This is a genomic window from Streptomyces sp. NBC_00569 (assembly GCF_036345255.1).
GTDB lineage: Bacteria > Actinomycetota > Actinomycetes > Streptomycetales > Streptomycetaceae > Streptomyces.
Window position 1 is genome coordinate 7,517,891 of sequence record NZ_CP107783.1, and the last position, 22,247, is coordinate 7,540,137.

Consider the following 22,247-nt stretch of genomic DNA (forward strand, 5'->3'; position numbering starts at 1 on the left):
CGGCAACGAAGGTGGGCCGAAAGGGTGAGCGGTGGGTGAGGTTTCGGTGATGCTGTGGTGAGGCATGTGCGGAGCGTGGCCGGAAGCAGCCTCGCCCACTCGCTGATACCCTGGTAGCCCGTGGACCGGTGCGCTTCTGCAAGCAGTCGAAGCCCCCGAACCCGCAGCGACGGCACCCCCGGAAATCTCCGGACCAGGCAAGCCGGTACGCATTCCAGACCGCGACCACGGGAGCCCCCTCTTGGCCATGACGCCCAAATCCACGACGACCAAGCACATCTTCGTCACCGGGGGTGTCGCCTCCTCCCTCGGCAAGGGCCTGACGGCATCCAGCCTGGGTGCGCTCCTCAAGGCGCGTGGTCTGCGGGTCACGATGCAGAAGCTCGACCCGTACCTGAACGTCGACCCCGGCACGATGAACCCGTTCCAGCACGGTGAGGTGTTCGTCACCAACGACGGCGCCGAGACCGACCTGGACATCGGCCACTACGAGCGCTTCCTCGACGTGGATCTGGACGGCACGGCCAACGTCACCACCGGCCAGGTCTACTCCCAGGTGATCGCCAAGGAGCGGCGCGGCGAGTACCTCGGCGACACCGTCCAGGTCATCCCGCACATCACGAACGAGATCAAGCACCGCATCCGCCGCATGGCCACGGACGACGTCGACGTCGTCATCACCGAGGTCGGCGGCACGGTCGGTGACATCGAGTCCCTGCCGTTCCTGGAGACCGTCCGCCAGGTCCGTCACGAGGTCGGCCGCGACAACGTCTTCGTCGTGCACATCTCGCTGCTGCCCTACATCGGCCCCTCCGGCGAGCTGAAGACCAAGCCGACCCAGCACTCGGTCGCCGCCCTGCGCAACATCGGTATCCAGCCGGACGCGATCGTCCTGCGCGCCGACCGCGAGGTGCCCACCGCGATCAAGCGCAAGATCTCCCTGATGTGCGACGTCGACGAGGCGGCCGTCGTCGCTGCCATCGACGCCCCGTCGATCTACGACATCCCGAAGGTCCTGCACACCGAGGGCCTGGACGCCTACGTGGTCCGCAAGCTGGACCTGCCGTTCCGCGACGTGGACTGGACGACCTGGGACGACCTGCTCGACCGCGTCCACAACCCCGACCACGAGATCGTCATGGCGCTCGTCGGCAAGTACATCGACCTGCCCGACGCCTATCTGTCGGTGACCGAGGCGCTGCGCGCCGGCGGCTTCGCCAACAAGGCCCGCGTCAAGATCAAGTGGGTCGCGTCCGACGACTGCAAGACCGCGGCCGGCGCCAAGAAGCAGCTCGCCGACGTGGACGCGATCTGCATCCCCGGCGGCTTCGGCGACCGCGGCGTGTCCGGCAAGGTCGGCGCGATCCAGTTCGCCCGCGAGAACAAGATCCCGCTGCTCGGCCTCTGCCTCGGCCTGCAGTGCATCGTGATCGAGGCCGCGCGGAACCTGGCCGACATCCCCGACGCGAACTCCACCGAGTTCGACGCCGCCACCGCGCACCCGGTCATCTCCACGATGGCCGAGCAGCTCGACATCGTCGCCGGTGAGGGCGACATGGGCGGCACCATGCGTCTGGGCATGTACCCGGCGAAGCTCGCCGAGGGCTCCATCGCGCGCGAGGTGTACGACGGCAAGGAGTACGTCGAGGAGCGCCACCGTCACCGCTACGAGGTGAACAACTCCTACCGCGCCGAGCTGGAGAAGAAGGCCGGTCTGCAGTTCTCCGGCACGTCGCCGGACGGCAAGCTCGTGGAGTACGTGGAGTACCCGCGCGAGGTGCACCCTTACCTGGTCGCGACCCAGGCGCACCCCGAGCTCCGCTCCCGCCCGACCCGCCCGCACCCGCTCTTCGCGGGCCTGGTGAAGGCGGCCGTCGAGCGCAAGACCGGCGCCGCGGTGAACGGCAAGAAGGCCAAGTAAGCCGTGTAGGACATGGGTTGTACGGTTGCCGGGGTGCGTGCCTTTTGGGGTGCGTGCCCCGGTTTCTGTTTACGTGCGTAGGAGGACGTGTCGACATGACGACGATCAAGGACACCGCCGAGGAGTGGGAGGTCCGGGCGACCGAGACCCCCTTCGTCGGGAACAAGACCTCTGTGCGCACCGACGACGTGGTCATGCCCGGCGGCTCGGTCGTCCGCCGCGACTACCAGGTCCACCCCGGCTCCGTCGCCGTACTCGCCCTCGACGACCAGGGCCGCGTCCTGATCCTCAGGCAGTACCGCCACCCCGTGCGGCACAAGCTCTGGGAGATCCCGGCCGGACTCCTCGACATCCCCGGCGAGAACCCGCTGCACGCGGCCCAGCGTGAGCTCTACGAGGAGGCGCACGTCAAGGCGGAGGACTGGCGCGTCCTCACCGACGTCTACACGACGCCCGGCGGCTGTTCCGAGGCCGTCCGCATCTTCCTGGCCCGCGACCTGTCCGAGGCGGAGGGCGAGCGCTTCGAGGTGGAGGACGAGGAGGCCGACATGGAGCTGGCCCGCGTCCCCCTGGAGGAGCTCGTACGCGGTGTGCTGGCCGGTGATCTGCACAACAACTGCCTGGTGGTGGGAGCGCTTGCGCTGACCGCGGTGCAGGCCGGTGGCGGCGTGGAGTCGCTACGGCCGGCCGAGGCGCCCTGGCCCGCCCGGCCGTTCGAGGCATAGGTAAGGGCTGTGCACCGGAGGGGCTGATTCCCATCAGCCCCTCCGGTCACACCATCCGCTGATCCGATTGAGGGACACCGCCGCGCCGCCCGCCAGGGAACGCCGATCCGCCTGAACTAGGCTCTGAAAGCGTCCCGCCCGCACCCCGGCGGGTTCGGCGCAGGTGGACGGAGCGTGGCCCGTGACGGATCAGGCGGTCGAACCGAAGGACGGACTGAAGAACAGTCAGTTCCTGGGCCGCAGCCGTGAGTTGAAGGAACTGCGCGCGGACATCGAGCGCGCGGGACTCGACACTATCGCCGGGCGCAAAGCGCCACGCGCGCGCGTCCTGCTCATCGCGGGCCGCCCGGGATCCGGTCGCACCGCGCTCGCAGAGGAACTCCTGGGCCAGGTCGCCGCCGGCTACCCGGACGGCATCCTGCGGACCCGCCTCACCGCCCCGGACGGCACCCGCGTCCCCACCGAACGCACCGCACGCGAACTCCTCGACGCCCTCGATCTGTCGGCGCCTCCCGGCGAGAGTGAGGACGACCTCACCGAGCGGCTGCGCGAAGGGCTCTCCGTCCGCAGGGTCGTGCTGTTCCTCGACGACGCGGCGGACGCCGAACAGGTCGACCCGCTCCTCCCCGAAACCCCCGACTGCCTGGTCGTCGCCGTGTCCGAGGGGCCGCTGACCGGAATCTCCGACGTGCGGCCCTGCACACTCGGCGGCCTCGACACAAAATCAGCCCTCGAGCTGCTCGGCCGGCACACCGGATCGGTCCGCATCACCGTCGATCCGCGCTCCGCGGAGTCCCTCGTCGAGGAGTGCGGATCGCAGCCCTCGGCGCTGATGCTGGCCGGCGGCTGGCTCGCCGTACGCCCCAAGGAGGCCGTGGCTGACCTGGCCAAGCAGCTCCACGCCCAGGCCGACGAGGGGTCCGCGCTCGCCCGCGTCTTCCAGCTCGCCTACGCGTCCCTGCCGGTGCCCGCCGCCCGGATACTGCGCTATCTGTCCCTCGCTCCCGAGGGCCATGTCGACCCGCACACCGCGTCCGCGCTGGCCGGCTGTTCCGTCTCCGCCGCGCAGACCACCCTCGACGACTTCACGGTGCTCGGCCTCGTCGGGCGGATCGACTCCGAACTGCCGCAGTACGAGGTGCCCGGCTGCCTGATGCCGCTCCTGCGGGGCCTGACCGAGACCCACGACCGGCCGGGCGAGGTGCAGCTCGCCCGCGCCCGCATGCTGGAGCGCACGGTGCGGCTGCTCCAGTCCTGCCGCGCGATCACCGAACCGGACGGCTCGCCCGCCCGCAAGAAGCTCGCGGGGCTGCCCCGGGCCCTGCGTTTCCCGAGCCCCGCGGCGGGCGCCGAGTGGCTGCGGGTCCGGCGGCCCGCGCTCCTGGCCGCGGCCCGCCTCGCCGTCGCCGACGGGGAGCTCGACACCCTGGCCAGGCGCCTGATGGCGGCCCTGGCGCGGGCCCTGGCCGCGCACGTCGGCACCGAGGCCGCCGCCCCCGACCTCTACGGCATCCACCGCCTCGTCCTCGATGTCGCCGAGCGCAGGAACCTGCCCCGCGAGAAGGCCGCGGCCCTCCTCAACCTCGCCGACCTCGACGCGCGGACCGGCCGTACCCAGGAGGCGCTCACCCGCTACCGGGCCGCTCTGGACGCCGGGCGCGAAGCCAGGGACCCGTACGCGACCGGCCGCGCGATGGAATCCGTAGGCGGCACGTACCAGGAGCTGGGGGACTGGTACCGGGCCGCCGACTGGTACGGGCGCGCCCTCGCCCAGCGGCTCACCCGCGGCGAGCGCGCCGACGCCGCGCGGCTGCACGGCCGCATCGGCACGGTGAACACCTACGCGGGCCGCTACGGCGACGCGCTGCGCAGCTGGCGCTCGGCCGCCGCCGGATACCGCAAGGAGGGCGATGTCGCGGCGCAGGCGCGGGCGTTGAGCGAGATGGCGCGTGTCCAGGAGTACGCGGGCCGGCCCGAGGAGTCGCTGCACACCTGCCAGGAAGCGGTCGAGTGGGCGCGCCAGGCCAAGGACGTGCGGCTGCAGGCCGCGCTGCAGCTCCGCCTGGCCGACACGCTCGACCGGCTCGGCGACCCCGCGGCGGCGAAGCTGCACCGCGGTGCGGCCGAGCGCATGCTGGGAGAGGAGCTACCGATCGAAGGAATGACTCCAGAACAGGGTGCTGATGCCTACGAAATCCGTAGTGCATCCGAAGAAGATTGATGCTTTGAAAGGCTAGACAGCTAGAAATCCTTCATTAGACTGGCTCCGCCGCGTACTTCCGTGGTGTCTCCCGATGCGCCCCCAAGCGCACGGGTATGTAGTGCATTGCCCGAGAAATCCCTGAGCCAAGGACCGTGATCGACGATGAAGGTCGGCATCCCCCGCGAGGTCAAGAACAACGAGTTCCGGGTGGCCATCACCCCCGCCGGTGTGCACGAGCTCGTGCGCAACGGCCACCAGGTCTTCGTCGAGCAGAACGCCGGTGTCGGCTCCTCGATCACGGACGACGAGTACGTCTCGGCCGGTGCGCAGATCCTCGGCACCGCCGACGAGGTCTGGGCCACCGCCGACCTGCTCCTGAAGGTCAAGGAGCCGATCGCGGAGGAGTACCACCGCCTCCGCAAGGACCAGACGCTCTTCACCTACCTGCACCTCGCCGCCTCCAAGGAGTGCACGGACGCGCTCCTGGAGTCCGGGACCACCGCCATCGCCTACGAGACGGTCGAGACCGCGAACCGCGCTCTCCCGCTGCTCGCCCCGATGTCCGAGGTCGCGGGCCGCCTGGCCCCGCAGGTCGGCGCCTACCACCTGATGGCCGCCAACGGCGGCCGCGGTGTCCTGCCGGGCGGTGTCCCGGGCGTGCTCGCCGCCAGGGCCGTCGTCATCGGCGGCGGCGTCTCCGGCTGGAACGCCGCGCAGATCGCCATCGGCATGGGCTTCCACGTGACCCTGCTCGACCGCGACATCAACAAGCTCAAGGAAGCCGACAAGATCTTCGGTACGAAGATCCAGACCGTCGTCTCCAACGCCTTCGAGCTCGAGAAGGCGTGCCTCGAGGCCGACCTCGTCATCGGTGCCGTCCTCATCCCGGGCGCCAAGGCCCCGAAGCTGGTCACCAACGAGCTCGTCTCCCGCATGAAGCCGGGAAGTGTCCTTGTCGACATCGCGATCGACCAGGGTGGCTGCTTCGAGGACTCGCACCCGACGACGCACGCCGAGCCGACCTTCCCGGTCCACAACTCGGTCTTCTACTGCGTCGCCAACATGCCCGGCGCCGTGCCCAACACGTCGACGTACGCGCTGACGAACGCCACGCTGCCGTACATCGTCGAGCTCGCGAACCGCGGCTGGGCCGAGGCGCTGCGCCGCGACCCGGCGCTCGCCCTGGGCCTCAACACCCATGACGGCAAGGTCGTTTACCGCGAGGTCGCCGAGTCCCACGGCCTCGAGTACACCGAGCTGGAGTCCCTGCTCGGCTGACGTCGACGACTCTTCGACCACTTCCGTCAACGGAAGTCGTCAATCTCACGCCTGCGGCCGGACCTTGTGAGGGGTCCGGCCGTATGCGTATCACTTGGGCATCAATACGGACTTGGTCAACTCGCCTCGAACGTAACCCTTTAACCGATTCGCGCACCCGCGAAACGCTTCGAACCGACGCCGTGCACCCTTGACACAAGGGTGTTCCGTTGCCGACACATCGGGCCGGGTCCGGCGGATTGTGTTGCTGCGGAGTGGTGACACGCCATAGAGTCGCCAACCGTCGGCATGGTGCCACGCTGACCTATCTAGAAGTTTCCTGGTCACCAAGGAGGTAAGACGACTTGTGAATGAGTCGACATTTACTCCCGGGGGTGGTCAACCAGGAACGGTTGCGAGGGAGCAAGGTCCCGCGGGGCTCGAGGCTGTCGGCTCCGTCGCGGTCCGTACCTTTGCCGCCCGTCAGAGCAGCCCCCTGCAGACGCAGACAGCACCCCAGAGCATGGATGGCCATCACGTGAACGCCATGGCCGGCGACCGAAGTGGCGAACGCTCCCACTTCGCCGACTACGACGAACTGCCCGAGGGGCACTTCTACGACCCCGACGCCGAGTACGAGCCGGACCCCGAGTACGCGGCCACGCTCGCGCCCGACGCTGCCCGTCAGCGCCGCGAGCGCGTCGGCCCGACCGGGCGTCCGCTCCCGTACTTCCCGATCCCAGGCCCGCTGACCGACCACGGCCCCGCGAAGATCATCGCGATGTGCAACCAGAAGGGCGGCGTCGGCAAGACCACGTCGACCATCAACCTGGGTGCCGCGCTCGCGGAGTACGGACGCCGGGTCCTGCTCGTCGACTTCGACCCGCAGGGCGCGCTCTCGGTCGGTCTCGGCGTGAACCCGATGGAACTCGACCTGACGGTCTACAACCTGCTCATGGAGCGGGGCATGGCCGCGGACGAGGTCCTCCTGAAGACCGCGGTCCCGAACATGGACCTGCTGCCGAGCAACATCGACCTGTCCGCCGCCGAGGTGCAGTTGGTGAGCGAGGTCGCGCGCGAGTCCACGCTCCAGCGGGCGTTGAAGCCGCTGATGGCCGACTACGACTACATCGTGATCGACTGTCAGCCCTCGCTCGGCCTGCTCACCGTGAACGCCCTGACGGCGGCTCACAAGGTGATCGTGCCCCTCGAGTGCGAGTTCTTCGCGCTGCGCGGTGTCGCGCTCCTCACGGAGACGATCGAGAAGGTCCAGGAGCGGCTCAACCCCGACCTGGAGCTCGACGGGATCCTCGCCACGATGTACGACTCCCGCACGGTGCACAGCCGTGAGGTGCTCGCGCGCGTGGTCGAGGCGTTCGACGATCACGTCTACCACACCGTGATCGGCCGGACCGTGCGCTTCCCGGAGACCACGGTCGCCGGTGAGCCGATCACGACGTACGCCTCCAACTCGGTCGGCGCGGCCGCCTATCGCCAGCTCGCCAGGGAGGTGCTCGCCCGGTGTCACGCCGAGTGAGTCTGCCGGGGGCCGACGAACTGTTCCGTACGACCGGGGGAATGGGGCTCCAGGCCTCCTCCCCGAGGCGCCCGGTCAACGGCGAGGCGCGGGTGCCCGCACCGGCGGGTGAGAGCGACGCCGTCGCCGCCGAGGAGAAGCAGCGCGGCGAGGGCGGCGAGAGCGCCGAACACGCGGCGGCGGACGAAGAGTCGGGCGAGTCGCGCAGCCGCGCCACCGAGGGCGACAAGCCCGCGGGGCGCCGCCCGCCGCAGGCGCAGGAAGGTTCTGCCTCCGCGGGGTCGTCGCGCAAGCGCTCCCGGGCGGCCGCCAACCGGCGGCCCAGCGGGCGTGAGCGCCACGACGAGAAGATCACGGTGTATGTCTCCGCCGAGGAGCTGATGGACCTCGAGCACGCGCGCCTCGTGCTCCGCGGGGAGCACGGGCTCGCCGTGGACCGCGGCCGCATCGTCCGCGAGGCGGTCGCCGTGGTGCTGGCCGACCTGGAATCGCGCGGAGACGCGAGCATTCTCGTACGCCGACTGCGCGGGCGGTAGCGGTAGCGTCCGCCTGATGCCCGCGAACGACGACGACTCCTCCACGCCCGGCCGGGGCGCGCGGCGACGCGCGCTGGGCCGGGGCCCGGGGGCGACGAGCCTCCCGGCGCCGGGGCCGGGGGAAGTGCCTGAGCCGGCACTCGGTCCTGAGCCGGCACTCGGTCCTGAGCCGGAGGCCGTGCTTGAGCCGGAGCTTGTTCCTGGGTCAAAGACCGTTCTTGAGTCGGACCTCGTTCCTGAGCCAGAGCCAGAGCCAGAGCCAGAGCCAGAACCTGGACTTCCGGCGGAGTTCGTAGCTGAGTCTGATCCGGGGCCTCAGGAGAAGGCGGCCGGCTCCGACCCGGAATCCGAACCTGAGCAGCCGGTGCCCGATGACGGGCGGTTCAAGGTACGGCTGGCCAACTTCGAGGGGCCCTTCGACCTGCTCCTCCAGCTGATCTCCAGGCACAAGCTGGACGTCACCGAGGTCGCGCTCTCCAAAGTGACCGACGAGTTCATGGTGCACATCCGCGCCATGGGGCCCGAGTGGGATCTCGACCAGACCACCGAGTTCCTCGTCGTCGCCGCCACGCTGCTCGATCTCAAGGCCGCCCGGCTGCTGCCGACCGCCGAGGTCGAGGACGAGGCCGACCTCGCGCTCCTCGAAGCGCGTGACCTCCTGTTCGCCCGGCTGCTCCAGTACCGCGCGTACAAGAAGATCGCCGACATCTTCAGCGAACGGCTCGACGAGGAGGCGCGGCGCTACCCGCGGACCGTCGGTCTCGAGCCGCACCACGCCGAGCTGCTGCCGGAAGTCGTCATCAGCATCGGGGCGGAAGGATTCGCCCGGCTCGCCGTGAAGGCGATGCAGCCCAGGCCGAAGCCCCAGGTGTACGTCGACCACATCCACGCCCCGCTGGTCAGCGTGCGCGAGCAGGCCGGGCTCGTCGTGGCGCGGCTGCGGGAGCTGGGCGAGGCGAGTTTCCGGGTGCTGGTGGAGGACACCGACGACACCCTGACCGTCGTGGCCCGCTTCCTGGCGCTCCTCGAGCTGTACCGGGAGAAGGCCGTCAGCCTGGAGCAGGAGGAGGCCCTGGGGGAGCTTCTCGTGCGCTGGACCGGTGGGGAGAGCGACGGGGAGCCGACGGTCACGGACGAGTTCGACAGGCCTCCCGGGACGGCAGACAAAGACGGTGAAGAGAAGAAGGCCGGGCGGGGCGGGGCGGAGGAGGAGCAGTCATGACGGGCACGAGTGGGCAGGAAGCCGTCGCCGGGGCCGACCGGGTCGCCGAGCTGGATCTCGGGCCGGCCCTGGAGGCCGTACTGATGGTCGTCGACGAGCCCGCGACCGAGGAGCACCTCGCGAAGGTCCTGGACCGGCCGCGCAGGGCCGTGGCGGACGCCCTGCGGGCCCTGGCGGACGAGTACACGGTCCAGGGCCGCGGATTCGAGCTGAGGCTCGTGGCGGGCGGCTGGCGGTTCTACACCCGGCCGCAGTACGCGGCGGCGGTCGAACGCTTCGTGCTCGACGGGCAGCAGGCCCGGCTCACCCAGGCGGCTCTGGAGACCCTCGCGGTCGTCGCGTACCGCCAGCCGGTGAGCCGGTCGCGGGTCTCCGCCGTGCGCGGAGTGAACTGTGACGGCGTGATGCGGACCCTCCTCCAGAGGGGCCTCGTCGAGGAGGCGGGCGCGGAACCCGAAACAAGTGCGATCCTGTACAGGACGACGAACTACTTTCTGGAGCGGATGGGCCTGCGCGGCCTGGACGAGCTCCCGGAACTCGCGCCCTTCCTTCCGGAGGCGGACGCGATCGAGGCCGAGACGCAGGAAGGGGTCCCGTCGTTCGACCCGGACGCACCCGATGCACCGGGTTACGAGGACGCAGACGACTAGACGGAACTTTTGATGCGAAGCAGCAGCAGCGGCAGGAACAGCAGCGGAAACAACGGCGGGAGCCGTGGTGGCAACAGCGGCGGCCGAGGCAGCAGCGGTGGCGGTCGCGGCGGCAGCGGTGGTGGCCGCGGCGGCAGCGGTGGCGGCGGTGGCGGCGGTCGCGGGAACTACCGCGGTGCCGGCAACGACCGTGACGACAAGCAGGGCCGGCCGAGCAAGCCGCGTCCCGAGGAGCGCCGCTACGACGTGAGCCCCGCCGACGGCGGCGGCGGCGCACCGAGGAGGGGCCGCGGCGCGGCAGCGCGTGGCGGCGCCAAGGGCGGCCCCCGCACGTCCCAGGGCACCGGCGCCCGCGGCGGCGGTCGCAGCGGCGCTCCGGGGACCTCTCGGGAGTACGACGCCCGGCAGGAGGAGCGCAACCGCGACCGGTACGCGGGCAGGCCGGACATCAAGACCCCCAAGACCTTCCCGGGCGCCGAGCAGGAGGGCGAGCGGCTCCAGAAGGTGCTGGCGCGGGCCGGTTACGGCTCCCGGCGCGCCTGTGAGGAGCTCGTCGAGCAGGCTCGGGTCGAGGTCAACGGCCAGATCGTGCTGGAGCAGGGGCTGCGTGTCGACCCGGAGAACGACGAGATCAAGGTCGACGGTCTGACCGTGGCGACCCAGTCGCACCAGTTCTTCGCGCTGAACAAGCCGGCCGGTGTCGTCTCCACCATGGAGGACCCCGACGGCCGCCAGTGCCTGGGTGACTACACGAACAACCGCGAGACGCGGCTGTTCCACGTCGGGCGGCTCGACACCGAGACCGAGGGCATCATCCTGCTCACCAACCACGGAGAGCTCGCCCACCGCCTCACCCATCCCAAGTACGGCGTGAAGAAGACCTACCTCGCGCACATCGTGGGTCCGATCCCGCGTGACCTGGGCAAGCAGCTCAAGGACGGCATCCAGCTGGAGGACGGGTACGCGAAGGCGGACCACTTCCGCGTCGTCGAGCAGACCGGCAAGAACTACCTCGTCGAGGTCACCCTGCACGAGGGCCGCAAGCACATCGTGCGGCGCATGCTCGCGGAGGCCGGGTTCCCGGTCGACAAGCTGGTGCGGGTGTCCTTCGGGCCGATCGCGCTGGGCGACCAGAAGTCGGGCTGGCTGCGACGCCTGTCCAACACCGAGGTCGGCATGCTGATGCAGGAGGTCGACCTCTAGAAGCACCCGGGCACCCCGCCCCGGCAGGGGCCTGGCCCTTGTGTGTGCCACCCCCCTCTCTTTATAGTCGGTAAGACCATAAAGAGAGGGGGGTGGTGTGCGTGCAGGGCTATGACAAGTACGCCTTCGAGCCCTTCGCCGTCACCGTCGATCTGGCCGTCTTCACGATCCGGGACGGCGCGCTGAGGGTGCTGCTCGTCGAGCGGGGGCAGGACCCGTACGCGGGACGCCTGGCGCTGCCCGGCGGCTTCGTCCTGCCCGACGAGTCCGCGGAGACGGCGGCGGCGCGCGAACTGGCCGAGGAGACCGGCCTGTCCGACGTCACCGGGCTGCACCGGGAACAGCTGCGCACCTACAGCGACCCGGACCGCGACCCCCGGATGCGGGTCGTCTCCGTCGCGTTCGCGGCCCTCGTGCCCGACCCGCCCGAGGTGCGCGGGGGCGGTGACGCGGCCCGCGCGGACTGGCTGCCGTACGGCACGGGCGCGTACGGCCCGCTCGCCTTCGACCACGACCGGATCCTCGCCGACGCCCACGAGCGCGTCGGCGCCGGCATCGAGAACACCTGCCTGGCCACGGCCTTCTGCCCGCCCGAGTTCACTCTCGGCGAGCTGCGGGGGGTCTACGAAGCGGTGTGGGGCGCCGGGCTCGATCCCGCGAACTTCCGGCGCAAGGTCCTCGCCACCTCCGGCTTCGTCGAACCCGTACACGGCGCCGCCCGGCTCACCGGCGGCCGCGGCAAGCCCGCCGCGCTCTACAAGGCAGGGCCCGCCACCGCCCTGCACCCGCCCCTGCTCAGGCCCCCCGCGGAAGGACGACCCTCATGAAGAAGCGTGCGGCGACCGGCTCCCTCGTCGGGCTTGCCCTGGGGGACGCGCTCGGCTTCCCGACCGAGTTCAACGACGTGCCGTCGATCCTCGCGAAGTGCGGGCCCTGGCGGCAGATGGCCCTGCCGAGGCCCGCGATCGTCACCGACGACACCCAGATGACGCTCGCCCTGGGGCGCGGCCTGCGCACCGCGATGGAACGCGGGGTGCTCGCGCCGCTGCGCATGACGCGGCCCGTGCGCGAGGAGTTCATCGACTGGTATCAGTCCCCGGAGAACAACCGCGCCCCCGGCAACACCTGCCTCCAGGCGTGCGACCTCCTCACGCGCGGCAAGCCCTGGCAGGAGGCCAGCCGCATCGGGTCCAAGGGCTGCGGGGCCAACATGCGCGTCGCGCCGGTCGGCCTGGTCCCCGGCCTCAGCGACGAACAGCGCGCGGGCGCCGCCCAGTTGCAGTCCGGACTCACCCACGGACACCCCACGGCCCTCGCCGCGTCCGACCTCACCGCGCATGCCGTCCACCTCCTCGCCCAGGGCGCCGAGCCGGCCGGACTCGTCGGGATGCTGCGCTCGTACGCGTACGAGAACCGGCAGAAGTACCACGCGCCGTGGCTCGGCGACCTGTGGGCGCACGCCGCCGACCCGAGCCCGGAGCACTTCATCGCGCGCGGCTGGGACGACTGCCTGGCCGCGCTAGAACGGCTCCGGGAAGCGCTGCGCTCGCCGTCGCCCGAGACCGACCCGTGCCTGGCCACCGGGGCGGGCTGGATCGCCGAGGAGGCGCTCGCCACGGGCCTGCTCTGCTTCCTGCTCTTCGTCGACGAACCCGTCACGGCCCTGCGCCGCGCCGCCTGCACCTCGGGCGACTCGGACTCGATCGCCTGCCTCACGGGAGCGTTCGCCGGGGCGTACCTGGGCGACGAGGTGTGGCCGGCGGACTGGTCGGAACGGATCGAGTACCGCAGCGACCTGCTGTCGCTCGGAGCGCTCTGGGACGCGTGATCGATGACGACAGAAGAAGCCATGACGACGGGGGAACCCATGACGACGGGGGCACCCATGGCCGCTCGCGGACCCCTGGCGGCCTATGGGTCCCCTGCGGCATGTGACGCGGGCGCCCTGCGTGCCGCGGGTGTGCCTGACGCCGAGCTCGGGGAGATCGTCGCTGGGCAGGCGGACCCGCTGCTGTTCGCGACGGTCTCGGGGGCGCACCTCTACGGGTTCCCCTCCCGGGACTCCGACGTCGACCTGCGCGGTGTCCACCTGCTGCCCGCCGAGGCCCTCCTCGGGCTGCGCGAGCCGGAGGAGACCCGCACCCGGATGTGGGACACCGAAGGTCTCGAGATGGACCTCGTCACCCATGACCTGCGCAAGTTCGTCCGCCTGCTGCTCCGGCGCAACGGTTACGTGCTGGAGCAGCTGCTGTCCCCGCTCGTCGTGCACACCACCGAGGCCCACGGCGAACTCGCGGCGCTCGCGCCGGGCGTCCTCACCCCGCACCACGCCCACCACTACCGGGGATTCGCCACCACACAGTGGCGGCTGTACGACAGGACGCGGGAGCTGAAGCCGCTGCTGTACACCTTCCGGGCGCTGCTCACCGGCGTCCTCCTGATGCGCTCCGGCGAGGTGCAGGCCCATCTGCCCACGCTCCTGGGCGAGTTGGAAGCCCCGGCGTATCTGCCGGAGCTCATCGCCGCGAAGGCGGAGGCCGAGCACGGGGCGGCCGACATCGACCACGCGCGCGTGGCCGCCGACGTGGAGGCGCTGCACGCCGTCCTCGACGCGGCGCAGGAGGGGTCAGCGCTGCCGGACGCCCCGACCGCGCACGATGCCCTGCACGATCTCGTCGTACGGCTCCGCCTGAAGGGCTGACGCCCGGCGCACCCCGAACAGGAAGTCCGCCACTCGCGCCCGGTCCGGCTCGGCCGGCAGTGGGGTGCGGGTGGCGGCCTCCTCCGACTCGGCGGCCAGGCGCGCCATCCGGGCCACCACGTCGTCCCAGGAAACCTCGCCCCGCTTCACCGCGAGCAGCGCCTCGCGGTCCCCGCCGGCGTCGAGGGTCAGCCGGCCGGTGCGGAGCAGGTCGCGGCAGGAGGCGAGGAGGCGCAGCAGATGCATCGCGTGCTTCCAGCGCGGGGCGCCGTACTGGCGGACATCCGCGTCGAGCTTCTTGCGCTGGCCCATCGCGTAGCCGGTGAACGTGGCGTGGACCTGTCGGGACAGGAACGCCTCGCGCAGGGCGAGCAGTTCGCGGCCCGTGTCGGTGACGTGCTCGACGAGCGGCGAGTGCAGGCACTCCAGAATGTTCGGATTGGCCTTCAGGGCGAGCTCGCAGAAGCGCTCCAGCTCCCAGGAGAACTGCTCGTCCGAGGGACCGTCCACATGCGTCGGCGGCTTCTCGAACCGCCAGAACAGCGGCGTAGGTGCCACGAAGATGCCCCGGCGGTCGGTGTCGCTGCCGTCCGTGGCCAGGCCGAACGCCCGCGACCCCATCACGCAGGAGTAGATCGTGTGGTCGCGCACCAGGTCCAGGGCCTCTGTCATGAACGGAGCGTACGGTCCGCGCCCGGCCGGAGCGGAGCGAATTTCCGGGCGTCCGTGATCTTTGGGAGGGCGGGCCGGCCTGGGCCGCCCGAGTGGCGGCAAGGTGTGCTTCGGGTCACATTGGCAGGGTTGTGTGGGCTCCGGAAGCGAGTCCACGAAGGACTCGAGAACGTCCCGAAAGGCGTGACCATGACGGGTGACAACGATCTGGGAAGCCTGCTCGGCGGCCTCCTCGGTGACAAGGCGGGCGGCTCGGCGGGCGGGGTCCTCACCTCGCTCCTGGCGGCGTTCACCCAGGGCCAGGGCGGCTCCGCGGGCGGCAACCCGCTGGGCGGCCTCCTGGAGACGCTCGCCAAGTCGGGCCTCGGCGGGCAGGCGCAGTCCTGGGTCGGCACCGGCTCCAACGAGCAGGTGACCCCGGACCAGGTCAAGGAGGCCCTGCCGGACGCCACGCTGCAGAAGGTCGCGGCGGAGTCGGGCGTCAGCCCCGACCAGGCGGCGAACGACATCGCGAGCGCCCTGCCCACGGCCGTCGACAAGCTGACCCCGGGGGGCGAGGTGCCGGCCCTCTCGCTCGACGAGCTGGTCAAGGAGCAGAAGTTCTGACCGGCCGGCCGGAGACCGCAAGCTCCGATGTACCGCACCGTGCGCGGCGTCCGTCTCGGCAGGCGGGCGCCGCGCGCCGGTGACTGCGGGGCTGACTAGGCTTGGCACCTCATCAGCTGTACGTACGCAAGCAAGGAGCGACACCGTGGCGGTACGAGCGGTCCGTGGCGCCGTCCAACTGGAACGGGACGAAGCCGGACACATGGACGAGCAGGTCAGCGAGCTGCTCACCGCCATCCTTGAGCGGAACGGGCTGACCTCCGACGAGCTGATCTCGATCTGGTTCACGGCCACCCCCGATCTGCACTCCGACTTCCCGGCCGCCGCCGCGCGCAAGCTGGGCATCGTCGACGTGCCGCTGATCTGCGCGCAGGAACTCGACATCGAGGGAGCGCTGCCGCGCGTCGTCCGCGTCCTCGCCCACATCGAGTCCGAGCTGCCGAAGTCCGGGATCGCGCACGTGTACCTCGGCGCCGCAGCCGCCCTGCGCAAGGACATCGCCCAGTGAGGACCGCCCTCGTCATCGGCACCGGCCTCATCGGCACCTCCGCGGCCCAGGCGCTCGCTTCGCGCGGTGTGCACGTGCACCTAGCCGACCACGACCCGGCGCAGGCCCGCACCGCCGCCGCGCTCGGCGCGGGCACCGACGAGGCGCCCGAGGGACCCGTAGACCTCTGTGTGGTGGCCGTGCCGCCCGCGCACGTCGCGACGACCCTGGCCGACGCGATGGGGCGCGGGGTGGCCCGCGGATACCTCGACGTCGCCAGCGTCAAGGGCGGACCGCGCCGGGAGCTGGAGGCGCTCGGCCTCGACCTCGGCCCCTACATCGGTACGCACCCCATGTCGGGCCGCGAGCGCAGCGGACCCCTCGCGGCCACCGCGGATCTCTTCGAGGGCCGCCCCTGGGTACTGACGCCCACCCGCGACACCGACACCGAGGTCCTGAACCTCGCGCTGGAACTCGTCGCGCTGTGCCGCGCCGTCCCCGTCGTCATGGACGCGGACGCCCACGACCGCGCCGTCGCCCTCGTCTCCCACATGCCGCACCTGGTCTCCAGCATGGTCGCGGCCCGCCTTGAGCACGCAGAGGAGTCGGCCGTACGCCTGTGCGGCCAGGGCATCCGGGACGTGACGCGCATCGCGGGCTCCGACCCCGGCATGTGGATCGACATCCTCTCCGCGAACCCCGGCCCGGTCGCCGACCTGCTCTCCGCGGTCTCCGCCGACCTCGACGAGACGGTGAGCGCCCTGCGCTCCCTCCAGTCCTCGGACGAGGCGAAGCGTGGCGAGGGCACCACCGGCATCGAGGAGGTCCTGCGCCGCGGGAACGCGGGCCAGGTCCGCGTCCCCGGAAAGCACGGCGCGGCCCCGGCGGCGTACGACACCGTGGCGGTCCTCATCTCCGACCAGCCCGGCGAGCTGGCCCGGATCTTCGCCGACGCGGGCGCCGCGGGCGTCAACGTGGAGGACGTCCGCATCGAGCACGCGACCGGCCAGCAGGCGGGCTTCGTCCAGCTGATGGTCCAGCCGGCGGCGGCCCCGAAGCTGACCGCGGCACTGCGCGACCGGGGCTGGGCGATGCGCCAGTAGGTCCTGTCTTCAGGGGCTGTAAGGGCAGGGTGCCTGAGCCAGTAACCTTGTGCGGGGCGCCTTTGCGCCCCGCCTCCCTGTCCCGTGCACTGAGAAAGGTGTCCGCAGCCCCGTGGAAACCGCCGCAACCGCCGCAAGCGCCGCCCCGGCAGCAGTGATCGTCGCCATCGACGGCCCCTCCGGCACGGGCAAGTCGAGCACCTCCAAGGCCGTAGCCGCCCAGCTCGGGCTCAGCTACCTGGACACCGGCGCCCAGTACCGGGCGATCACCTGGTGGATGGTGAACAACGGCATAGACCTGACCGACCCGACGGCCATCGCCGCCGTGGCCGGAAAGGCCGAGATCGTCTCCGGCACCGACCCGTCCGACCCGACGATCACGGTCGACGGCGTCGATGTCGCCGGTCCCATCCGCACCACCGAGGTCACCTCCAAGGTCAGCGCCGTCAGCGCCGTCCCCGAGGTGCGTGCCCGCATCACCGAGCTGCAGCGCTCCATCGCCGCCTCGACCGAGCAGGGCATCGTCGTCGAGGGCCGTGACATCGGTACGACCGTCCTGCCCGACGCCGACCTGAAGATCTTCCTCACCGCGTCGCCGGAGGCCCGCGCGGCCCGCCGCAGCGGTGAGCTCAAGGGCGCCGACGTGAAGGCGACCCAGGAGGCCCTGGTCAAGCGCGACGCCGCGGACTCCAGCCGCAAGACGTCCCCGCTGGCCAAGGCCGACGACGCCGTCGAGGTGGACACGTCCGAGCTCACGCTCCAGCAGGTCATCGAGTGCGTGGTCACCCTCATCGGGGAGAAGCGGGCGGCGAAGTGACCGCGGCTTCCCCTTCGGAAAGAGGCGCGGAGGTCGGCCGCCGCATCGGGGTCGGTCTCATGTACGGGCTGTGGAAGCCCCGTGTCCTCGGCGCCTGGAAGGTCCCCGCGACCGGCCCGGTGATCCTGGCCGTCAACCACGCGCACAACGTCGACGGGCCGATGGTCATGGGCGTCGCGCCCAGGCCGACGCACTTCCTGATCAAGAAGGAAGCCTTTGTCGGACCGCTCGGCACGTTCCTGGGCGCCATCGGCCAGGTCGAGGTGGACCGCTCGACGGCGGACCGTACGGCGATCACGCGTGCGCTGAGCGTGCTCGACGAGGGGGGAGTCCTCGGGATCTTCCCGGAGGGCACCCGAGGGGGCGGCGACTTCGCCTCCCTGCGGGCCGGCCTCGCGTACTTCGCGGTGCGCAGCGGGGCGCCGATCGTGCCGGTGGCGGTCCTGGGAAGCACGAACAAGCGCAGTCGGCTGATAAAGGCGCTGCCGCCGCTGCGCAGCCGCGTCGACGTCGTCTTCGGGGACCCGTTCCCGGCGGGCGACGGCAGCGGGCGGCGTACGCGCAAGGCGCTGGACGAGGCGACCGTGCGCATCCAGGAACGGCTCACCGCCCACCTGGAAAACGCCAGGCGCCTCACCGGGCACTGAGCGAGACTTTCAGTAGTGGACCGCCGTAAGCGATCAGACGGTCCACCGATCACCACGATGAACGAGGTACGGACTTCATGAACGACCAGATCCAGCCGGAGGGCTCGGCCGAGCACGAGCACGGGGCCCTTGGCGACGCGGAGTACGCGGAGTTCATGGAGCTCGCCGCGGTAGAGGGCTTCGACATCGAGGACGTCGAGGGCGCGATCGAGGAGGCGGGCCACGGCCCGCTGCCCGCACTCGCCGTCGTCGGCCGCCCCAATGTCGGCAAGTCGACCCTGGTGAACCGCATCATCGGCCGCCGTGAAGCCGTCGTCGAGGACAAGCCGGGCGTCACCCGCGACCGCGTCTCGTACGAGGCCGAGTGGGCGGGCCGCCGCTTCCGGCTCGTCGACACGGGCGGCTGGGAGCAGGACGTCCTCGGCATCGACGCGTCCGTGGCCGCGCAGGCCGAGTACGCGATCGAGACCGCCGACGCCGTCGTCTTCGTCGTCGACGCCACGGTCGGCCCCACCGACACCGACCTGGCGGTCGTACGGCTGCTGCGCAAGGCGGGCAAGCCGGTGGTGCTGTGCGCCAACAAGGTAGACGGTCCGAGCGGCGAGGCGGACGCCACGGCCCTGTGGTCCCTCGGTCTCGGCGAGCCGTACCCGGTCTCGGCCCTGCACGGCCGCGGCACCGGCGACATGCTGGACGCCGTCATCGAGGCGCTGCCCGACGCTCCGGCGCAGACCTTCGGCACCGTGATCGGCGGCCCCCGCCGCGTCGCCCTCATCGGCCGCCCGAACGTCGGCAAGTCCTCCCTCCTGAACAAGGTGGCGAACGAGGACCGCGTCGTCGTGAACGAGCTGGCGGGCACCACCCGCGACCCGGTCGACGAGCTCATCGAGCTCGGCGGCAAGACCTGGAAGTTCGTCGACACGGCGGGCATCCGCAAGCGGGTCCACCTCCAGCAGGGCGCCGACTACTACGCGTCCCTGCGCACCGCCGCCGCCGTCGAGAAGGCGGAGGTCGCGGTCATTCTGATCGACGCGTCCGAGTCGATCTCGATCCAGGACCAGCGCATCGTGACGATGGCCGTCGAGGCGGGCCGCGCGATCGTCGTCGCGTACAACAAGTGGGACACGCTCGACGAGGAGCGGCGCTACTACCTGGAGCGCGAGATCGAGACGGAGCTCGCGCAGGTCGCGTGGGCGCCCCGGGTGAACGTGTCGGCGACGACCGGCCGTCACATGGAGAAGCTCGTCCCCGCGATCGAGACGGCCCTCGACGGCTGGGAGGCGCGCGTTCCGACGGGCCGCCTCAACGCCTTCCTGGGTGAGCTCGTGGCCTCGCACCCGCACCCGGTCCGCGGTGGCAAGCAGCCCCGCATCCTCTTCGGTACGCAGGCCGGCACGAAGCCGCCGCGGTTCGTGCTCTTCGCCTCCGGCTTCATCGAGGCGGGCTACCGCCGGTTCGTGGAGCGGCGCCTCCGCGAGGAGTTCGGTTTCGAGGGGACGCCGATCCACATTTCGGTCCGGGTGCGCGAGAAGCGCGGTCGCAAGAAGTGAACTAGCGCTAGGCGCCAAGGACTTGGCGCCTAGCGCTCGCGGCGTGGAGCGGGCGGCAGTGCGGCAGGGAGGTTGCTCCCGGTGCTGTGCTGCCGCCCGTTCGTGTGCCAGGAACCGGTCGGCGGTGAGCTGTGGACCTGCTGCGGTTCGTGGTACGACGAGCCGTGCCGGCTGCTGCTGTGGTGCACGGCGTAGGCGCCCGAGACGAACGCGGAGAACGAGAGGTTCTCTTCGCCGCTGCGGTCGCCCGGCAGGGCCCGGAAGGACCTGCGGTACTCCGAGTACAGGGCGTCGTAGATCGGTGTGGCCGAACGGCCACCCACCGATTCGTGCGTCCCGCGCATGGCGGGGATCGGGGTCGGATACTGCGGGCGGCGAGGGGGGTCGTATGCGTGCACGTAGGTGCCAACGACCCGCACACCCTCGCGGATGCGGTCCGGTCCGCGCTTTCGCAGGCCGACGGGGGCGCGGGCAGCGCACGTGGAGGTGCACGGGCCGGTGTCCGGGGCCGGGTACGACCGTGGGCCGGGCGCGCGCCCGGCCCACGGTCACCTCGGTTCACGGCTGAGGGTCACGTACCTGCCAGGGGCATCGTCGCGCCGACGAGCAGCCCGTTCGCCGCGGCCTTGTCGAGGGCGCCGCGCAGCAGGTCCTCGCGGGGCTGGCGGCCGATCGTGCCGGCCGGGGCGGCGAAGACGAGGACGGAGTTCGTCTTGTTCGCCGCCGCGCGCCAGCTGTCGGTGACGTGCAGCGGCTGGTGCGCCTGCCACCACGCGACCTGACCCGCACCGAAGGTGCCGGGCTGCAGGACGGCGTGCAGCTGGCCCATGGCGAGCAGCACGGACCAGCCGTGCAGCACCGGCGGCACCTCGCCGACCTGGGCGGTCGGCATGAAGCCCTGCTCCACGAGGAGGGTCAGGAACTCGTCGATGCCGCCCGTCGAGCCGGGGCGGGCGATCGGCCCGGTCGGCTCGACGACGAGCGCGGGGTGCAGCTCGCCGGAGATCAGGACGAGTCCGCTGGTCACGCCGAGCACGGCCTGCTCCGGAACGGCCTGCCCCGGCATGGACTGCCCGGGGATGGACTGCGCCGCGGGGGCGGGGGCCGCGGCGGGGGCGCCGCCGTCGCCGGTGATGGAACGTACGGCTCCCTGCAGCTGTTCCTCGGACACCTGGACGACCTGTGAGGGCAGGCAGGTGGAGTGGGCGAAGGCCAGGACGGCGGTCTCGTCGCCGATGAACAGGACGGTGCTGGTGCGCTCCTGTTCCGAATCGCCCGGAGTACGGCAGGACGTGCAGTCGTACGTACCCGGGGCGTTCTCTCCGGCGAGCAGCCGGTCGGCTTCTGCGTCGCCGATCTCGGCGCGTACGTCGTCGCTGACGTCGAGCATGCGCGGCACGGGTGGCTCCTCGGATTCGGTGTGTTGCTGCGGCGAATGCGACCGGGCGGTCCCCGGCTCATAAAGAAGACAACGGATGATCTGGGCCGGGGGTCACGCCCGGAAGGGGACGGAATCGACCCGTCCGACGCACGGCGCGAACCGGCGGCCGGAATGAATTGCTCCACATCAACTCCCTTTGCGCGTAAGGAGATTGATACGGAGAGGTGAGCGCGAGGTCGCCATGCCCACAGGTCGACAAATCCTGAAATCGTGTAATGAAGCAGGTGGCTGAAAACAGTTGTTGGCGAAAGTGTGCCTACGGCGGGCCGGGAGGCGGCCGACCGGGTGGGGCCGGGTCCGCGCAGGGCGCGGCTCGGCGCGGGCGCGGGCTCGCGTGCCTAGCGTGACGCGATGCGCCCCATGTCCGTGAACCGCACGCGCCCCGTACGCCGCTTCCGTCTCGCGGCCCTGCCGGCCGCCCTGTTCGCCGTCCTGCTCACCCCCGCGGCCGCGGCCGCCGTCCCGCCCCCACCCGCTCCCGGCCCCGGGCGCCTGATCCTCGGGCTGGACGACTGCGCCAAGGAGCAGTGGCCGTGGGGCTGCCTCGCCGAGTGCGAGAGCGGTGGGCGCTGGCACATCAACAGCGGCAACGCCTACTACGGAGGGCTGCAGTTCCGGCAGTCCACCTGGAAGGAGAACGGCGGCCTCGGGTACGCCCCGCGCGCGGACCTCGCGACGCGCGCCGAACAGATCGCGGTCGCCGAGAAGGTGCTGCGCACCCAGGGCTGGCGTGCCTGGCCGATCTGCTCCAAGGTCCTCGCGCTCGACGGCCGCGTCCATGTGGTCGAGCCGGGCGAGACCCTCAGCTCGATCGCCACGCGGTACCGCCTCGAGGGCGGCTGGCGGGCGCTCTACAAGGCCAACAAGCAGATGGTCGGGACCCACCCCGACCGCCTCAACAAGGGCACCGTGCTGCTCATCCCGAAGACGTCGGCCAAGAGCCTCGGCTGAGCTCGGCCGTCCCACCGG

Annotated in this window: 22 protein-coding genes; 19 read left to right on the forward strand and 3 right to left on the reverse strand. The window is 71.1% G+C overall.

Annotated features, from left to right (window positions below; genetic code table 11):
• Window positions 1-247: 247 nt before the first annotated feature.
• The 12 genes from OHO83_RS33850 (at window position 248) to OHO83_RS33905 (ending at window position 13,955) form a co-directional block, all read left to right on the forward strand.
• Window positions 248-1,921, forward strand: coding sequence for a CTP synthase (locus tag OHO83_RS33850; RefSeq protein ID WP_266668923.1), 1,674 nt, complete (start codon window positions 248-250; stop codon window positions 1,919-1,921).
• Window positions 1,922-2,016: 95 nt separating this feature from the next.
• Complete coding sequence (locus tag OHO83_RS33855; protein WP_329435809.1) at window positions 2,017-2,646, forward strand: NUDIX hydrolase; 630 nt, start codon at window positions 2,017-2,019, stop codon at window positions 2,644-2,646.
• Between the two features lie 181 nt (window positions 2,647-2,827).
• Complete coding sequence (locus OHO83_RS33860; protein ID WP_266668919.1) at window positions 2,828-4,867, forward strand: tetratricopeptide repeat protein; 2,040 nt, start codon at window positions 2,828-2,830, stop codon at window positions 4,865-4,867.
• Between the two features lie 144 nt (window positions 4,868-5,011).
• Window positions 5,012-6,127 carry an alanine dehydrogenase gene (ald, locus tag OHO83_RS33865; protein ID WP_266668917.1) on the forward strand — a complete coding sequence of 372 codons (1,116 nt, stop codon included), beginning with the start codon at window positions 5,012-5,014 and terminating at the stop codon, window positions 6,125-6,127.
• 346 nt (window positions 6,128-6,473) lie between these two features.
• Entirely contained in the window at window positions 6,474-7,643 is a 1,170-nt protein-coding gene (locus tag OHO83_RS33870) for a ParA family protein (protein ID WP_116502892.1), read from the forward strand.
• Entirely contained in the window at window positions 7,628-8,179 is a 552-nt protein-coding gene (locus OHO83_RS33875) for a hypothetical protein (protein ID WP_266668915.1), read from the forward strand. The genes OHO83_RS33870 and OHO83_RS33875 overlap by 16 nt, the downstream gene beginning before the upstream one ends.
• A gap of 16 nt (window positions 8,180-8,195) precedes the next feature.
• A complete protein-coding gene (locus tag OHO83_RS33880; RefSeq protein WP_330280187.1) occupies window positions 8,196-9,401 on the forward strand; it encodes a segregation and condensation protein A in 1,206 nt (401 codons plus the stop codon).
• Window positions 9,398-10,051 (forward strand): SMC-Scp complex subunit ScpB, encoded by a 654-nt coding sequence (gene scpB, locus OHO83_RS33885; RefSeq protein ID WP_266668911.1) that lies wholly within the window; start codon window positions 9,398-9,400, stop codon window positions 10,049-10,051. Before OHO83_RS33880 ends, scpB begins: the two co-directional genes overlap by 4 nt.
• 12 nt (window positions 10,052-10,063) lie before the next feature.
• A complete protein-coding gene (locus tag OHO83_RS33890) occupies window positions 10,064-11,254 on the forward strand; it encodes a pseudouridine synthase (protein WP_330280188.1) in 1,191 nt (396 codons plus the stop codon).
• Between the two features lie 95 nt (window positions 11,255-11,349).
• Window positions 11,350-12,081, forward strand: a complete 732-nt coding sequence (locus OHO83_RS33895; RefSeq protein WP_330280820.1) for an NUDIX hydrolase — start codon at window positions 11,350-11,352, stop codon at window positions 12,079-12,081.
• Entirely contained in the window at window positions 12,078-13,082 is a 1,005-nt protein-coding gene (locus tag OHO83_RS33900) for an ADP-ribosylglycohydrolase family protein (RefSeq protein WP_330280189.1), read from the forward strand. The genes OHO83_RS33895 and OHO83_RS33900 overlap by 4 nt, the downstream gene beginning before the upstream one ends.
• A 21-nt stretch (window positions 13,083-13,103) precedes the next feature.
• Window positions 13,104-13,955, forward strand: coding sequence for a nucleotidyltransferase domain-containing protein (locus tag OHO83_RS33905; RefSeq protein ID WP_330280190.1), 852 nt, complete (start codon window positions 13,104-13,106; stop codon window positions 13,953-13,955).
• Here the strand turns inward: OHO83_RS33905 and OHO83_RS33910 are convergent.
• Window positions 13,881-14,627, reverse strand: coding sequence for a nucleotidyltransferase domain-containing protein (locus OHO83_RS33910; protein WP_330280191.1), 747 nt, complete (start codon window positions 14,625-14,627; stop codon window positions 13,881-13,883). The genes OHO83_RS33905 and OHO83_RS33910 overlap by 75 nt on opposite strands.
• A gap of 189 nt (window positions 14,628-14,816) precedes the next feature.
• On the opposite strand from OHO83_RS33910, the gene OHO83_RS33915 reads away from it, so the two are divergent.
• The 6 genes from OHO83_RS33915 (at window position 14,817) to der (ending at window position 19,837) form a co-directional block, all read left to right on the forward strand.
• Window positions 14,817-15,233, forward strand: coding sequence for a YidB family protein (locus tag OHO83_RS33915; RefSeq protein ID WP_330280192.1), 417 nt, complete (start codon window positions 14,817-14,819; stop codon window positions 15,231-15,233).
• Between the two features lie 145 nt (window positions 15,234-15,378).
• The gene (gene aroH / locus OHO83_RS33920; protein WP_266668901.1) at window positions 15,379-15,741 is read left to right on the forward strand and encodes a chorismate mutase; all 363 of its coding nucleotides are present in this window, start codon (window positions 15,379-15,381) and stop codon (window positions 15,739-15,741) included.
• A complete protein-coding gene (locus OHO83_RS33925; RefSeq protein ID WP_266668899.1) occupies window positions 15,738-16,823 on the forward strand; it encodes a prephenate dehydrogenase in 1,086 nt (361 codons plus the stop codon). Before aroH ends, OHO83_RS33925 begins: the two co-directional genes overlap by 4 nt.
• A 112-nt stretch (window positions 16,824-16,935) precedes the next feature.
• A complete protein-coding gene (gene cmk, locus OHO83_RS33930; protein ID WP_266668897.1) occupies window positions 16,936-17,640 on the forward strand; it encodes a (d)CMP kinase in 705 nt (234 codons plus the stop codon).
• 59 nt (window positions 17,641-17,699) lie between these two features.
• Window positions 17,700-18,287, forward strand: coding sequence for a lysophospholipid acyltransferase family protein (locus OHO83_RS33935; RefSeq protein WP_375998506.1), 588 nt, complete (start codon window positions 17,700-17,702; stop codon window positions 18,285-18,287).
• A gap of 77 nt (window positions 18,288-18,364) precedes the next feature.
• On the forward strand, window positions 18,365-19,837 hold the full coding sequence (gene der, locus OHO83_RS33940) for a ribosome biogenesis GTPase Der (RefSeq protein WP_329435818.1): 1,473 nt from the start codon (window positions 18,365-18,367) through the stop codon (window positions 19,835-19,837).
• A gap of 29 nt (window positions 19,838-19,866) precedes the next feature.
• Here der and OHO83_RS33945 read toward each other — a convergent pair whose 3' ends face one another.
• Together OHO83_RS33945 and OHO83_RS33950 are read right to left on the reverse strand one after the other, a co-directional pair.
• Window positions 19,867-20,181, reverse strand: coding sequence for a hypothetical protein (locus OHO83_RS33945; RefSeq protein WP_405601803.1), 315 nt, complete (start codon window positions 20,179-20,181; stop codon window positions 19,867-19,869).
• A 227-nt stretch (window positions 20,182-20,408) separates the two neighbouring features.
• Window positions 20,409-21,236, reverse strand: coding sequence for a hypothetical protein (locus OHO83_RS33950; RefSeq protein WP_266668890.1), 828 nt, complete (start codon window positions 21,234-21,236; stop codon window positions 20,409-20,411).
• Window positions 21,237-21,629: 393 nt separating this feature from the next.
• Here OHO83_RS33950 and OHO83_RS33955 point away from each other — a divergent pair, with 393 nt between their 5' ends.
• The gene (locus OHO83_RS33955; protein ID WP_405636542.1) at window positions 21,630-22,229 is read left to right on the forward strand and encodes a transglycosylase family protein; all 600 of its coding nucleotides are present in this window, start codon (window positions 21,630-21,632) and stop codon (window positions 22,227-22,229) included.
• The last annotated feature ends 18 nt before the right edge of the window (window positions 22,230-22,247 follow it).

Excerpts from the sequence above, each read along its gene's own strand:
- OHO83_RS33850 (WP_266668923.1), top strand. The coding sequence starts at position 248 with ATGACGCCCAAATCCACGACGACCAAGCACATCTTCGTCACCGGGGGT.
- OHO83_RS33855 (WP_329435809.1), top strand. The coding sequence starts at position 2,017 with ATGACGACGATCAAGGACACCGCCGAGGAGTGGGAGGTCCGGGCGACC.
- ald (WP_266668917.1), top strand. The coding sequence starts at position 5,012 with ATGAAGGTCGGCATCCCCCGCGAGGTCAAGAACAACGAGTTCCGGGTG.
- OHO83_RS33880 (WP_330280187.1), top strand. The coding sequence starts at position 8,196 with ATGCCCGCGAACGACGACGACTCCTCCACGCCCGGCCGGGGCGCGCGG.
- scpB (WP_266668911.1), top strand. The coding sequence starts at position 9,398 with ATGACGGGCACGAGTGGGCAGGAAGCCGTCGCCGGGGCCGACCGGGTC.
- OHO83_RS33890 (WP_330280188.1), top strand. The coding sequence starts at position 10,064 with ATGCGAAGCAGCAGCAGCGGCAGGAACAGCAGCGGAAACAACGGCGGG.
- OHO83_RS33900 (WP_330280189.1), top strand. The coding sequence starts at position 12,078 with ATGAAGAAGCGTGCGGCGACCGGCTCCCTCGTCGGGCTTGCCCTGGGG.
- OHO83_RS33905 (WP_330280190.1), top strand. The coding sequence starts at position 13,104 with ATGACGACGGGGGAACCCATGACGACGGGGGCACCCATGGCCGCTCGC.
- OHO83_RS33910 (WP_330280191.1), bottom strand. The coding sequence starts at position 14,627 with ATGACAGAGGCCCTGGACCTGGTGCGCGACCACACGATCTACTCCTGC.
- OHO83_RS33915 (WP_330280192.1), top strand. The coding sequence starts at position 14,817 with ATGACGGGTGACAACGATCTGGGAAGCCTGCTCGGCGGCCTCCTCGGT.
- OHO83_RS33935 (WP_375998506.1), top strand. The coding sequence starts at position 17,700 with ATGTACGGGCTGTGGAAGCCCCGTGTCCTCGGCGCCTGGAAGGTCCCC.
- der (WP_329435818.1), top strand. The coding sequence starts at position 18,365 with ATGAACGACCAGATCCAGCCGGAGGGCTCGGCCGAGCACGAGCACGGG.
- OHO83_RS33945 (WP_405601803.1), bottom strand. The coding sequence starts at position 20,181 with ATGCGCGGGACGCACGAATCGGTGGGTGGCCGTTCGGCCACACCGATC.
- OHO83_RS33955 (WP_405636542.1), top strand. The coding sequence starts at position 21,630 with ATGCGCCCCATGTCCGTGAACCGCACGCGCCCCGTACGCCGCTTCCGT.